Source organism: Bradyrhizobium sp. UFLA05-108 (assembly GCF_059803455.1).
The window spans coordinates 78,059-90,919 of record NZ_JBANAZ010000024.1 but is presented as its reverse complement, the minus strand read 5'-3'; the positions used below and the strand labels follow the sequence as shown (position 1 = coordinate 90,919).

The 12,861-nt window shown below is 64.1% G+C and carries 12 protein-coding genes and 1 pseudogene; 10 read left to right on the top strand and 3 right to left on the bottom strand.

Going from position 1 to position 12,861, the window contains the following annotated elements:
- The first annotated feature begins 56 nt into the window (after nucleotides 1–56).
- The 6 genes and pseudogenes from SO140_RS19240 to SO140_RS19215 all read left to right on the top strand — a co-directional run bounded on the left by SO140_RS19240 (nucleotide 57) and on the right by SO140_RS19215 (nucleotide 4,467).
- On the top strand, nucleotides 57–1,070 hold the full coding sequence (locus tag SO140_RS19240) for a 2-dehydropantoate 2-reductase (protein WP_449381504.1): 1,014 nt from the start codon (nucleotides 57–59) through the stop codon (nucleotides 1,068–1,070).
- Nucleotides 1,070–1,853, top strand: a pseudogene (locus tag SO140_RS19235) (fumarylacetoacetate hydrolase family protein). The gene SO140_RS19240 and the pseudogene SO140_RS19235 overlap by 1 nt, the downstream one beginning before the upstream one ends.
- Nucleotides 1,854–2,088: 235 nt before the next feature.
- Complete coding sequence (locus SO140_RS19230; protein WP_449381502.1) at nucleotides 2,089–2,286, top strand: hypothetical protein; 198 nt, start codon at nucleotides 2,089–2,091, stop codon at nucleotides 2,284–2,286.
- 77 nt (nucleotides 2,287–2,363) lie between these two features.
- A complete protein-coding gene (locus tag SO140_RS19225) occupies nucleotides 2,364–2,963 on the top strand; it encodes a hypothetical protein (protein ID WP_449381501.1) in 600 nt (199 codons plus the stop codon).
- A 185-nt stretch (nucleotides 2,964–3,148) separates the two neighbouring features.
- Nucleotides 3,149–3,676, top strand: coding sequence for a P-loop nucleotide/nucleoside kinase family protein (locus SO140_RS19220; protein WP_449381500.1), 528 nt, complete (start codon nucleotides 3,149–3,151; stop codon nucleotides 3,674–3,676).
- Between the two features lie 80 nt (nucleotides 3,677–3,756).
- Complete coding sequence (locus SO140_RS19215; protein ID WP_449381499.1) at nucleotides 3,757–4,467, top strand: hypothetical protein; 711 nt, start codon at nucleotides 3,757–3,759, stop codon at nucleotides 4,465–4,467.
- 40 nt (nucleotides 4,468–4,507) lie between these two features.
- Here the strand turns inward: SO140_RS19215 and SO140_RS19210 are convergent, their stop codons facing one another.
- From SO140_RS19210 to SO140_RS19200, 3 genes are all read right to left on the bottom strand, one after another.
- Complete coding sequence (locus SO140_RS19210; RefSeq protein ID WP_449381498.1) at nucleotides 4,508–4,843, bottom strand: hypothetical protein; 336 nt, start codon at nucleotides 4,841–4,843, stop codon at nucleotides 4,508–4,510.
- Nucleotides 4,844–5,203: 360 nt separating this feature from the next.
- Nucleotides 5,204–5,965 (bottom strand): outer membrane protein, encoded by a 762-nt coding sequence (locus tag SO140_RS19205; protein ID WP_449381497.1) that lies wholly within the window; start codon nucleotides 5,963–5,965, stop codon nucleotides 5,204–5,206.
- 173 nt (nucleotides 5,966–6,138) lie between these two features.
- Complete coding sequence (locus tag SO140_RS19200) at nucleotides 6,139–6,411, bottom strand: hypothetical protein (RefSeq protein ID WP_449381496.1); 273 nt, start codon at nucleotides 6,409–6,411, stop codon at nucleotides 6,139–6,141.
- 287 nt (nucleotides 6,412–6,698) lie between these two features.
- Here SO140_RS19200 and SO140_RS19195 point away from each other — a divergent pair, with 287 nt between their 5' ends.
- The 4 genes from SO140_RS19195 to SO140_RS19180 all read left to right on the top strand — a co-directional run bounded on the left by SO140_RS19195 (nucleotide 6,699) and on the right by SO140_RS19180 (nucleotide 12,860).
- Complete coding sequence (locus tag SO140_RS19195; RefSeq protein ID WP_449381495.1) at nucleotides 6,699–7,694, top strand: NAD(P)H-dependent flavin oxidoreductase; 996 nt, start codon at nucleotides 6,699–6,701, stop codon at nucleotides 7,692–7,694.
- Between the two features lie 57 nt (nucleotides 7,695–7,751).
- Nucleotides 7,752–8,723 (top strand): quinone oxidoreductase family protein, encoded by a 972-nt coding sequence (locus tag SO140_RS19190; RefSeq protein WP_449381494.1) that lies wholly within the window; start codon nucleotides 7,752–7,754, stop codon nucleotides 8,721–8,723.
- A 209-nt stretch (nucleotides 8,724–8,932) separates the two neighbouring features.
- Nucleotides 8,933–10,306, top strand: a complete 1,374-nt coding sequence (locus tag SO140_RS19185; RefSeq protein ID WP_449381493.1) for a cation-efflux pump — start codon at nucleotides 8,933–8,935, stop codon at nucleotides 10,304–10,306.
- 223 nt (nucleotides 10,307–10,529) lie between these two features.
- Nucleotides 10,530–12,860: a PAS domain-containing sensor histidine kinase gene (locus SO140_RS19180; RefSeq protein WP_449381492.1), complete on the top strand. Its 2,331-nt coding sequence runs from the start codon at nucleotides 10,530–10,532 to the stop codon at nucleotides 12,858–12,860.
- Nucleotide 12,861 lies beyond the last annotated feature (1 nt).

Below are 12,861 nucleotides of genomic sequence, written 5' to 3'. Positions count from 1 at the left end.
AGCCGGCCTGGACCTTTCGTGCCCAAAATCCGATTCAGCTTCCCCGCGAGGATTTTATGAAGATCTGCATCTACGGCGCCGGCGCGATCGGCGGATATCTTGGTGTGCAGCTTAAGCGCGCTGGTGCCGACGTCAGCCTCGTTGCGCGCGGCCCTCACCTCGCCGCCATGCGCGAGCGTGGCCTCACGCTGCTGATGGACGGCGAGGAGCACGTGGTGCATCCGCGCTGCACTGACAACGCGGCCGAACTCGGCGTGCAGGACTATATCATCGTCACGCTGAAGGCGCACTCGATCACCGGCGTGATCGAGAAGATGCAGCCGCTGCTCGGGCCGCGCACCCGCATCGTCACCGCGGTCAACGGCATCCCCTATTGGTACTTCTACAGGCATGGCGGAACTTACGAGAACTCGACGCTCGAGAGCATCGATGCCGGCGGCCGGCAGTGGCGCGAGCTGGGCGCGGAGCGCGCCATCGGCTGCATCGTCTATCCCGCCACCGAGATCGAGGCGCCCGGCGTGATCCGTCACGTCTACGGCAACAACTTTCCGCTCGGCGAACCCTCGGGCGAGATCACGGGCGACGTCCAGCGCTTGGCCGATCTCTTCGTCGCCGCCGGCATGAAGGCGCCGGTGCTCGACCGCATCCGCGACGAAATCTGGCTGAAACTGTGGGGCAACGTCTGCTTCAACCCGATCAGTGCGCTGACCCACGCAACCCTCGACGTGATCTGCACCGATCCTGCGACGCGTGCGCTGTCGCGCGCGGTCATGCTGGAGACGCAGGCGATCGCCGAGACCTTTGGCGTCAAGTTCCGCGTCGACGTCGAGCGCCGCATCGAGGGCGCCCGCAAGGTCGGCGCGCACAAGACCTCGATGCTCCAGGATCTCGAGCGCGGCCGCCCGATGGAGATCGATCCGCTCGTCACTGTGGTCCAGGAAATGGGCCGCATGACCGGCATCGCAACGCCCGCGCTCGATTCCGTGCTCGCCATGGTCAGCCAGCGCGCCCGGATCGCCGGCCTCTATGACGGCGTCAGGGTGCCGGCCGAAACCAAGGCGGTGGCGTGATGAGCGCGGCCGGCCCGAGCAAATGGCTCCGCTTCCGCAATAATGGCGCGACGGGATTCGGGACGCTCACGCCGAGCGGCATCGCCGTTCATGACGGCGAGATGTTCGGTCGCAACGCGCCGAATGGCAAAGTGCTGGCGCTCGACGAAGTGGAGCTGCTCGCGCCATGCGCGCCGAGCAAGATCGTCGCGCTCTGGAACAACTTTCACGCACTCGCCGCAAAGCTCAATCAACCCGAGCCGCCGGAGCCGCTGTATCTGTTGAAAGCAACCAGCAGCATCACGACGCCCGGCGCCGTGATCCGCCGCCCGTCCTCCTATGACGGCAAGACCACCTATGAAGGCGAGCTCGGCATCGTCATCGGCAAGACCTGCAGCCGCGTTTCCAAAGCCGAGGCCGACGCCTTCATCTTCGGCTACACCTGCGTCAACGACATCACCGCCAACGACATCCTCACCCGCGATCCCACTTTCGCGCAATGGGCCCGCGCCAAGGGCATCGACGACTACGGCCCGTTCGGCCCGGTGATCGTCACCGGCCTCGATCCCGCGAAGCTCGTCGTGCGCACCATCCTCAACGGCGCCGAACGGCAGAACTATCCGATCTCCGACATGATCTTCAGCGCGCAAGAGCTGGTCAGCTTCGCACGACATGACCCTGCTTCCGGGCGACCTCATTGCCGTGGGCACCTCCGTCGGCGTCGGCGTGATGAAGGAGCCCGTCAACATCGTGACCGTCGCAATCGACGGCATCGGCGAGCTCACGAACGAGTTTCGGCTGTAGCTGAACCGTCGTAGCCCGTATCGAGCGCAGCGGAATGCGGGAGAGCGCGGCCCCGGACTGACGATCGCTTCGAGTTGCCGCGATCCCTGCGTCATTTTCATCACACAAAACATATACCTCCAACGCGCCGCGCGTTCGCCGCACTGTGGACGCATTCCGACGTCCATCTTCGACTTGCTTGGGAAGCGCGGCAGGCTACGGTCGTGCTTTGTCTGATCTCAAAGGGGAACTACCAGTGAAGAAAATCGTGATTGCTATGGGTGCAACGCTTGCCCTGGTGACGGCCGCGAGCGCCGCGGATCTGCCGCACCGGCAGCCCGTTCCCGTCTATCCTCAGGGGCCGGCTCCGATCGGCAAGATGCCGATCGGCAAATCACCGATTGGAAAGGCTCCGATCGGCAAGGCGCCCGGCCCCATCGTGTCGCGCTACTAAAGCCTCACGCATCTCCAAATCTGCTTTTATCGACGGCTGAAAGGCGAAGCGTGGCAATCACACGTCAGAGATCGGCATTGCGCCTCCTTGCGGGATGCGCAGTCCTCTCGCTCGTTTGTGCGATCCAGTCGGCTTCCGCCCACGAGACGCGCAAGCGCATCGCTGATGCGAATGCGCTTGCGTCCCGTGACGCACCTGCCCGCTCGAAGCCGGGTCAGGCAAAAGGCCCGTACTACGTGGACTTCAGGGCAAGGACCGCGGCAAGCTGGGGACATGCCTTCGTCTGGTACGGCAAGACCAGCGAGCGCGCCGTCGAAGTCGCAGGCCTGACGCCCGTGGGCGACACGCTCACCTACGCCCTCGGCCACGTCATCCCGGTCCCATCGGAGACCGGCGCGAGCTATGGCGACCTCGATCCGGAATATCTGACCGCGAGCTACCGCGTCTATCTGAACGAGGCCGACGCCAAGCGGGTGTTCGCTTACATCAGGAAGTTGCAGGACTCCTCGCCGCTCTGGAACGCCGAGACGATGAACTGCACGGGCTTCATCGGCAACATCGCCGATTTCATGGGACTGAAAGTCCCGATGCGCTGGCAGCGCCCCGAGGAGTACGTCAACAAACTCAAGGAAATGAACGCCGGCCGCCAGATGGTCCAGCTCGCGCCGGAGCAGTAGCGCGCATTTTCAATGCCCAATGGGTAGGATGGGTAGAGCGAAGCGAAACCCATCTCGCTCGTGAGAGGAAACGATGGGTTTCGCTTCGCTCTACCCATCCTACGCAATCCTCCCGCGCTACCGCCCTTCGCGATTCGTTATGCACGGCCTATTGCCAGCACTGAACGGCCGAACCAACATGGGGCATGACAGCATTCACTACGCCCCAGCTGCTGGTGCTCAGCGGCCTGCCTGGCACCGGAAAGACGACGCTAGCCCGGGAGCTGACGAGACAAACCGGCGCGACCTACCTTCGCATTGACGCTATCGAACAGAGCCTGCGGGCGGGCGGCGTCGAGCCTGGCGCGTACGGCTACGTCGTCGCGAACGCGCTCGCGTTCGAGAATCTTAGACTCGGCCGCGTTGTCATTGCCGATTGCGCCAATCCCGTCCTTGCCAGTCGGCGCGGCTGGCGTGCAACGGCCCAGCGAGCCTCTGCCCGGATTGTCGAAATCGAACTGATCTGCAGTGACCTCGCCGCTCACCGTGGCCGGATCGAAGCCCGCGTGTCCGATATCGAAGGCCACATCCTCCCGACCTGGGACGAGGTCGTGAACAGGTCCTACGAAGCCTGGGACCGGGACCACCTCATCCTGGACACGGCGGATGGTTCGACAGACTCCCTGATCGCTCGCATTCTGCAGCACATCGGGGCGAACCGCCGGGACGAGTGACTCGAACCCGAGTGTCGCAGAGCGCGACAAACAAGGCACTGCCACCGGTAAAGACATCGTCACCCCCGCAGATCGCCATCATGTCCTTCATACTCGGCCTCCTCTCCGGTCTTCTCGGCGCACTCGCCGGCTGGTCGGGCCTTGCCGCGCTGGTGGTCATGCTCGGCGGGCCGGACCGCGACGGCGGCATCGCGATGGGCGCGTTCTTCAAGATCGGACCATTTGGCGGCCTCGCCGGCTTCATCGTTGGCGTCTGGCTGTTCACGAGGTTCGGCCTCGTCCGCGAGAGCGTACCGTCGGACGATGCGGCGGTACCGGGCGCGGTGAGCCGGGCGCGCATCTCCTACCCCGTTGCCGTGACTGTCGTGACGATCGTCGCGGGCCTCGCCTATTGGGGCTGGTACGAGCTGATCCGCTCGCCCTACCTCACGCACGGCTTCATGATGCTCGAGCTGCAATTCCGCCTGCCGCCCGGCATGGCCTTGCCGCCTGACAGGACCGACGTGCAGATCTATGTCGACGAAGGCCACGGCTACGCGCCGGTGACGGTGGGCGAGCTCTGGCACGGCCACGACGGCGACCGCCAGGTCATCCTCGCGACCGCCGCGCTGTCGTACAAGACGAGCCGGCGCGAGGTCAGCCTGACTCTGCCCGATGCGGCCACCGAGACATGGCGGCTCGATCTCTCCCGCGATCCCGATCCCACGCCGGGCTATTCGCCCTGGCGTCCCGGGATCGGCGGTTCGCCTGCGAAGATCGAGATGAATTTCCGCTTGAGTGCCGACAGGTGAAGGCGCGTGTAGATGGAGGGAACGCCCAGGCGGGCCCACCTCATTGATCGCTCACCGCGTCAAGCGGAACCGTGCCTTCGCATCCAGCGGCGCTGCCATCGACGACGCGAACGAATGCCGTCCGATAGCCGCTACCGAGAACTTCAATCTTGCTGCCTTGCGGGGTTTTGCACATTAGTAGCGGCAAGAGAGGACTCTCATCGGTAGACCCGGTATTCGTCAGGCTGTTGAAGCGGCTGAGTGCCTCCGCGTCCTTGAACACAAAAACCATCGGCGAGTTTGTGTTGTTGCGTAGCACCTTCGCTTCGCTGTCGGTCATCACGACGACCGCAATGACAATAGCGAGGAAGCAAGCTGGTTTAGAAAGCCTGAGCATCGCCAGTCCTCGGATGATATCAGCTTGCTTCTTTCACGATTGGAGAGTCCCCTGGTTCGCAATTCCAGAATTGGCACATGTTCGAGAGCTCTGTCTTACGACCTTTGATTCAGATCAAGCAGCAGCCAGTTTCAGCGGTATCGCCACTGCAGTCCGGCTAAGCGTTTCGTGCAACAAAAAAGCCCCGGCTGTACCGGGGCTCAAGTGGCGGGTAACCAGCGATCGATCAAAGCGCGATGAGATTGGGATGAATCGTCATCGCGCTTTGGATTATCGCTTGAGCATGATCTCCGCGTTTGTCGCGAGGGGAAACCGCTTCACGCATTGCGCTAACGCGGCCCTTCGGGTCCGGATCATGCTTTAGTAGCGCGCGGTGACCGGTGCACCGTAACCGCCGAAGCGGTAGTTGAAGCGCACGGTGACCATATCAACGTCCTGGCTGATCCGGTCGCCGAGAAGGACGACGCCACCGGGCGTGACCACACCTCCGGCTGCGAAGGTGCGGTCGTCATGCCCCATCCAGAGATGGTCGTATTCAAGACCGACCGACCAGTTCGGCGCGAACCCATACTCCCAGCCGACGCCCAAGGCCCCACCCCAGCGCGTGTGACTTGCCGAGTCCAGACCGACCCCGGTGAAGTTGTTGAAGACATCAAGTCGATTGTGGGTCACGGCTGCACCACCCTTCACGTAGAACAGTGATGCGTTCCACGCCCAACCGAGTTGGGCCGTGAAGAGGCCAATGCCGTCGGTTTTCCCTGTGGTCGAAAGCAGCGGATCGATCAGGCTGACGCGCGTATTCTTGATGTCGGCCCAGTCGCCCTGAGCTTCCAATCCGAACACGAACTGATTGGTTTGCCAGCGATACCCGATCTGTCCGCCGACAAGGCCACCGGAGCGAGAAGCGCAACCGCCTGCGACCGTTCCTGCGAGCGTCACGAAGTCCACGCAACCGCGGCTTTGACCCCATCCACCATTGGCACCGATGTAGAAGCCGCTCCAACTGTAGATCGCCACCACCGGCGCAGGTGGCGGTGCCTTGACGGCCATGTCGGCCGCCGATGCGGGAGCAACCAAGCCCAAGCCGGCGAAGCCGACAGCCGCCAACAACAGTTTCTTCATGTGATTATCTCCTTGTCCCCGAATGCCAACGGCGTCGACCGTTATGCACGTTCACGTGCATATCTGTTTCGATTCCAGCCTGAAGTTTAATGATGAGCGTCTCAAGGCCCCGTAACAGAATGGCAACACTCAAGAGCAATCGAAAGCGCAGTGCTGAACGTCGGGTACAACGCTCAATCGAAGTCGAGACGTCGCGAAGGTTCAGCCGTACCGTCGGGTTCTTCTGCAAGCCACATGTGCACGTCGGCGGACGGGACATGCCGCCTCGGCAGATATGGATTTATTGTACCCGCGAAAACGACCAGCCCTTCGTCCAGCTTTGCGCGCGCGAAAACTTTGGCCTCGGCTTCGGTCGCAAATGTCCTGGTTTCGCGCGGGCTTCGTCTTTTGGAGAGAAGAAGCCCCTGTTTGCGGGTTTCAAAGGTGACGTACCAGGTTAGCGTCATCTCACTCGACTGCCAAACGTCTCAGTTGTGTGGAGGCAGTTCAGTCGTGGAGCTGCGCGCAGCCTTGATTTAGGTCAATCGATTGCGAGCGCGCACCGGCGGATCGGACTGCGAAGGCCTGCCCGCATAGGATTATCCGCCGCGCGGAATCATCCCCGGCCCTCGCATGATCGCCCTGTCCTGGGCGCACTTCCTGCGAATGGACTTTCGCCGGACCGGGCGGCATCCTGCCGGCGAAATCAATCGATAACAGGGCCGTCACGCGCCCGAGCAAACAGAGGGCGCCCATGCTGAAGACACGTTTCACCGAGCTGGTCGGCGTCGAGCACCCGATCGTCCAGGGCGGCATGCAGTGGGTCGGGCGCGCCGAGCTCGTGGCGGCGGTGGCGAACGCCGGCGCGCTCGGCTTCATCACGGCACTGACCCAGCCGACGCCCGAGGACCTCACCAAGGAGATCGCGCGCTGCCGCGAACTCACCGACAAGCCGTTCGGCGTCAACCTCACCATTTTGCCCGCGATCAAGCCGCCGCCCTATGCCGAATACCGCGCCGCGATCATCGAGGCGGGCATCAAGGTGGTCGAGACCGCCGGCAACAAGCCGCAGGATCATGTCGACGAGTTCAGGAAGCACGGCGTCAAGGTCGTGCACAAATGCACCAGTGTCCGCCATGCCCTCTCGGCCGAGCGGATGGGCGTCGACGCCATCTCGATCGACGGTTTTGAGTGCGCCGGCCACCCCGGCGAGGACGACACGCCCGGCCTGATCCTGATCCCGGCCGCCGCCAACAAGGTCAAGATCCCGATAATCGCCTCGGGCGGCTTTGCCGACGCGCGGGGCCTCGTGGCCGCGCTGGCGCTCGGGGCCGACGGCATCAACATGGGCACGCGCTTCATGGCAACCAGGGAGAGCCCGATCCACCAGCTCATCAAGGAGAAGATCGTCGCCAATGACGAGCGCGAGACCGAGCTGATCTTCCGCACCATGCGCAACACCTCGCGCGTTGCCAGGAACGCGATCTCGACCAAGGTCGTCGCCATGGAGAAGGAAGGCGCCAGGTTCGAGGACATCCGCGAGCTCGTCGCCGGCGCCCGCGGCAAGATGGTCTATGCGTCAGGCAATTCGGACGAGGGCATCTGGTCGGCCGGCCAGGTGCAGGGCCTGATCCACGACATCCCGAGTTGCGCCGAGCTCATCTCCCGCATTGTGCGTGAGGCCGAAACCATCATCAGGAACCGGCTCGAAGGAATGATCGTTCACCCGAAAGCGGAGGCTGCGGAATGATCACCTGTGCACCCCTTCGCGTTGCGATTCAGGTTTAGGATGAACCAGAGGTGACGCATGAAGGCCTACGTCTATGGCCCTAACGGGGCTGCGATTTCCGACTTCGCTCAACCATCACCCAAGGGCACGCAGGTGCTGGTCCGCGTCCGCGCCTGCGCACTCAACCGCGCCGACATCGGCATGCGCAAGGGACACGCCCATGGCGCGGCCGGCGGGGTCGGCACCGTGCTCGGCATGGAATGGGCCGGCGAAGTCGCAGCCCTCGGGCCCGACGCCAAGGGCGTGAAAGTCGGCGACCGCATCATGGGCTCGGGCGCCGCGGCATTTGCGGAGTACACACTCGCCGATCACGGCCGTCTGTTCCATGCGCCCTCGAACATGAACTTCGAAGAAGCTGCGACCCTGCCAGTCGCGCTCGCGACCATGCACAACGCCGTCGTCACCGTCGGCGGGATTCAGCCGGGCCAATCAGTCCTGATCCAGGGCGCAAGCTCCGGCGTCGGCCTGATGGCGATGCAGATCGCCAAGCTCAAGGGTGCAAAGCTCGTGATCGGTTCGTCGACGGATGCCCATCGCCGCAGCCGGCTCACCGACTACGGCGCCGATCTCGCGATCGACTCCTCCGATCCCGGCTGGGTCGATCAGGTGGTGACGGCCACCGGCGGCGATGGTGTCGACCTCATCGTCGACCAGGTCTCGGGCAAGGTCGCGAACCAGAACCTTGCCGCCACCAAGGTGAAGGGGCGCATCGTCAATGTCGGCCGTCTCGGCGGCACGCATGCCGACTTCAATTTCGACCTGCACGCGGCGCGCCGCATCGACTATGTCGGCGTCACCTTCCGCACCCGTACCATCGAGGAGATCCGCGAGATTTTCGAGGAGGTTCGCAAGGACATCTGGAGTGCGGTGGAGGCGCGGAAGCTGCGACTGCCGATCGACAAGGTATTTGCCTTCGGCGACATCGACGAGGCCTTCGCGCACATGGAGGCCAACAGGCATCTCGGCAAGATCGTCGTGACGCTACCGTAGGAGCCGCTCCAGTCTCGGTCTCTCGTGGGCAAAGCGAAGCGTGCCCACCATGCATCAGCGGGCGCGGAATTGATGGTGGGCACGGCGCTACCGCGCCTTTGCCCACCCTACGAGATCAAGCAAGATGTAGATCGCTCTTGCAACTCACTTGCGACTACGCCTGTGGATCATCGCTTGATGTTGGGCGATGGGCTGCTAAATCCCCGGCCATGACAGCACAGCACAGCAAAACCTCGGTCGCCGCGATCTCGATCTTCGCCAGCGGCGGCATGGCCGCCGCCAAGTTCGTGGTCGGAATCACGATCGGCTCGCTAGCGCTGATCTCGGAAGCCCTGCATTCCTCGATCGACCTGGTCGCGACCATCATCACCTGGGCGGTGGTGCGGGTGTCCGACAAGCCGGCCGACGACGAGCATCATTACGGCCACGGCAAGCTCGAGAGCATCTCCGCGCTCGGCGTCACCGCCCTGCTCTACGTGCTGGCCGGCGGCATCCTGGTCGAGGCCTATAGCCGCATCCGCGAGGGCTCGCCGCCGCCGACCATCTCGGCCGTGCCCTTCGTCGTGCTGGTGATCGACATCCTCGTCAATCTCTGGCGGGCGCGAGCGCTGCATCGCGCCGCGCGGGAGACGCGGAGCCAGGCACTCGCCGCCGACGCGCTGCATTTCGCCTCCGACGTGATGGGCTCATTTGCCGTCATCGCCGGCCTCATCCTCGCCGCCTTCGGCTTCTGGTGGGGCGACGCCGCGGCGGCCGTCGCCGTCGCCGTGATGATCGCGGCTCTTGGCCTGCGCATGGCCGGCTCCACGGTGCAGACGCTGGTCGACCGCGCGCCGGAGGGCGCGTTGGAGCAAGCCACGGCCGTGATCAAGAGCGTGCCCGGCGTGCTCGACGTCGAGCGCCTGCGCGTGCGCATGGTCGGCGCGACCTATTTCATCGACACCATCGCAAAGGTGCCGCGGACCTATCCGATCGACCGCGTCGAGGACATCAAGCGCAACGCGCAAGCCGCCGTCGGCAAGGCGTTCGGCGATGCCGACCTCACCTTCACCGCGGTCCCCGTGGCGCGCGACAACGAGACCGTGCGCGACCGCATCATGGTGATCGCACGCAATTCGGGCCTTGCCATCCATCACGTCACCGTGCACGACCTCGGCGCCAAGCTGATCGTCGGTATCGATCTCGAGGTCGACGCCGAGATGCCGCTGGTCGCGGCCCACGACGTCGCCAACACGCTGGAGCGCAACATCCAGGAGGAGTTCGGCGAGGATGTGGAGGTCGACGTCCATATCGAGCCGCTCCAGCCGGAGCTGCCGTTCGGCGTCGACGCGCCGGCGGAACGGGTGCAGGCCATTGCAGCCGCGCTCACCGGCTTCGCCGCTGATAGCGAGATCCACGACATCCATAATGTGCGCGTGCGCAACACCGATGCCGGCGAGATCGTCAACTTTCACTGTCGCGCCACGCCGTCGATGAGCGTGATCAAGGTGCACGAGCAGGTCGACGAGATCGAGCGCGCACTGCGGCGCGCCTTCCCGAGCGTGAAGCGCGTGATCAGTCACGCCGAGCCGCCGCGCGCCTGACCGATCACGCGAAGAGTCACACGTTCCCGTTTCGGACTCACCGCGCACGTCATATTGAGGACGCTCGCGGTGCACACTCTCCATTGGATAAGAATTATTTCGCGTTAACGATTCGTTGACTCTCGACAGCCCGCGAAAACTGGATTCAAATCGCTGTGATTCGGAAGCGAGCGGGGGCTTCATTCCGAATTGTGGTGCAGCAATATCTCTGGGGGCCGAAGGCATGCCGCGCGCAGACGCCGCGAGCGCGTGCGTCCAATCCGATTCGATCAAGGGATTGGCGCAATCGATCGCGAAACCGGCCTACCACCGGCTCCTGATCGCCGAGCCGGCGCTCCGGCGCGCTGTGCCTACCCTCATCATCGCCTTCCTCATCACCATCTGTCTCGGCGCCTTCGTCCAGGTCGTTGACCAGACCCGGCAGAAGCGTCTGGTGATCAAGCACGACATTCAGGCGCTCGCCGACCTCCTCGCCGAGCGCATCGACCGCGTCGCTGCGGTGCGCGTGGATCGGCAGAAGAACATCGAGCGTCTGCCGACGCTGTTGCCCGAGCTCATTCCCTCCTGGGGCACGGCTACGGGCCGCCACGTCATCGTCACCTCCGTTGGCACCGACCGCCGCATCCTCGCACGCATTCCCGTGGACACCGATCCGGCCGGCAACGACCGCCTGCTCGATGCGATCACCACCGCGCAGCTGGTTGCGACGCCGCCGCAACAGAACGACGTCTCCGATCTCACACTACCGAGCGGCAACAGCGCGATGGCAATCTCGCGTCCGATCAAGTCACTGCCCGGTCAGGTCACCGTGATCCAGGAGCGCAACGAGCCGATCTGGGGCTCGGATGCGGCGCTCTCGGTGACGCTGTCGGCGACCACCGGCTTCGTCGTCCTGATTCTCGGATTCGCCTTCCACTGGCAGTCGACCCGCGCCCGCGAGGGCGACCTGATCAACGACGCCGTGCGCGGCCGAATCGACACCGCGCTCAACCGCGGGCGCTGCGGCCTTTGGGACTGGGATCTTTCGCGCGGCAAGATCTTCTGGTCGCAGTCGATGTTTTCGATGCTGGGCCTCGACGGCCGCAACGAGCTCCTCACCTTCGGTGAGGTCAACGCGCTGGTGAAGTCGGACGACATCGACCTGTTCGCGATCGCCGACCAGCTGATCTCGGGCCAGATCGACCACATCGACCAGAGTTTCCGCATGCAGCATGTCGACGGCCACTGGATCTGGCTCCGGGTGCGCTGCGAGCGCACCCGCGCCACGGGCGATTCCGCCATGCACCTGATTGGCATCGCTGTCGACATCACCGAGCAGAAGAGCCTTGCCGAAAAGACGGTGGAAGCCGACCTGCGGCTGCGTGACGCCATCGAGACGATCCCGGAAGCCTTCGTGCTGTGGGACAACAGCGACCGTCTGGTGCTCTGCAACTCGCACTTCCAGCGCCTGCACAGACTGCCAGACTCGGCCGTCATCCCCGGGACCTCCTACGAAACCGTGCTCGAGGTCGGCCGCATGCCGGAGGTGCGCACCCGCCACAACGAGACCGCCAACCAGGGACCGGGCGCCCGCACCTTCGAGGCGCAGCTCGACGACGGCAGCTGGCTGCACATCAGCGAGCGCCGCACCAAGGACGGCGGCTACGTCTCGGTCGGCACCGACATCACGCGCATCAAGGAGCACGAGCAGAAGCTGGTCGACAACGATCTGCGCCTGCGCGCCACCGTCATCGACCTGAAGCGCTCGCAGGCGGCGCTGGAGCGCCAGACCAACGAGCTCGCCGATCTCGCCGAAAAATACCAGCGTGAAAAGACCCGCGCCGAGGAAGCCAACCAGACCAAGTCGAAATTCCTCGCCAATATGAGCCACGAGCTGCGCACGCCCTTGAACGCGATCATCGGCTTCTCGGAGGTCATGGGAAGCGGCATGTTCGGCGAGCTCGGAAACGAGAAGTACCAGGAATACTGCCAGGACATCCTCACCAGCGGCCACTATCTGCTGGAGGTCATCAACGACATCCTCGACATGTCCAAGATCGAGGCCGGCCGCATGAAGCTCGACATGGAGGAGCTGGACCTGTCGCGCACGCTCGCCGAATCGCTGCGGGTGGTCTCAGGCCGTGCCGAGGACAAGAACCTGACGCTCGATGCCGACATCGAAAACATCATCTCTGTCGTCGCCGACCGCCGCGCCACCAAGCAGATCATCGTCAACCTCCTGTCCAACGCCGTGAAGTTCACGCCCGACGGCGGCCGCATCGTGGTGCGCAGCCGGCAGCTCGAGGACAAGGTCGTGCTGATGATCGCCGACACCGGCATCGGCATCGCCCCGCATTCGCTGACGCGGCTCGGCCGGCCCTTCGAGCAGGTCGAGAGCCAGCTCACCAAGACCTATCATGGCTCGGGCCTGGGGCTTGCGATCGCCCGCTCGCTCGCGCAACTGCATGGCGGCACGATGCGGCTGCGCTCGAAGATCGACGTCGGCACCGTCGTGCGCGTCACGCTGCCGCGCGATGCCAACAAGGTCTCAGCCGGGATCTCCGCGGCCGCCTGAC

What these genes read in the sequence shown, in the direction of transcription:
- SO140_RS19195 (WP_449381495.1), top strand. Translation starts at nt 6,699, where the DNA reads ATGCTGAAGACACGTTTCACCGAGCTGGTCGGCGTCGAGCACCCGATC.
- SO140_RS19215 (WP_449381499.1), top strand. Translation starts at nt 3,757, where the DNA reads ATGTCCTTCATACTCGGCCTCCTCTCCGGTCTTCTCGGCGCACTCGCC.
- SO140_RS19205 (WP_449381497.1), bottom strand. Translation starts at nt 5,965, where the DNA reads ATGAAGAAACTGTTGTTGGCGGCTGTCGGCTTCGCCGGCTTGGGCTTG.
- SO140_RS19210 (WP_449381498.1), bottom strand. Translation starts at nt 4,843, where the DNA reads ATGCTCAGGCTTTCTAAACCAGCTTGCTTCCTCGCTATTGTCATTGCG.
- SO140_RS19200 (WP_449381496.1), bottom strand. Translation starts at nt 6,411, where the DNA reads ATGACGCTAACCTGGTACGTCACCTTTGAAACCCGCAAACAGGGGCTT.
- SO140_RS19220 (WP_449381500.1), top strand. Translation starts at nt 3,149, where the DNA reads ATGACAGCATTCACTACGCCCCAGCTGCTGGTGCTCAGCGGCCTGCCT.
- SO140_RS19190 (WP_449381494.1), top strand. Translation starts at nt 7,752, where the DNA reads ATGAAGGCCTACGTCTATGGCCCTAACGGGGCTGCGATTTCCGACTTC.
- SO140_RS19185 (WP_449381493.1), top strand. Translation starts at nt 8,933, where the DNA reads ATGACAGCACAGCACAGCAAAACCTCGGTCGCCGCGATCTCGATCTTC.
- SO140_RS19240 (WP_449381504.1), top strand. Translation starts at nt 57, where the DNA reads ATGAAGATCTGCATCTACGGCGCCGGCGCGATCGGCGGATATCTTGGT.
- SO140_RS19180 (WP_449381492.1), top strand. Translation starts at nt 10,530, where the DNA reads ATGCCGCGCGCAGACGCCGCGAGCGCGTGCGTCCAATCCGATTCGATC.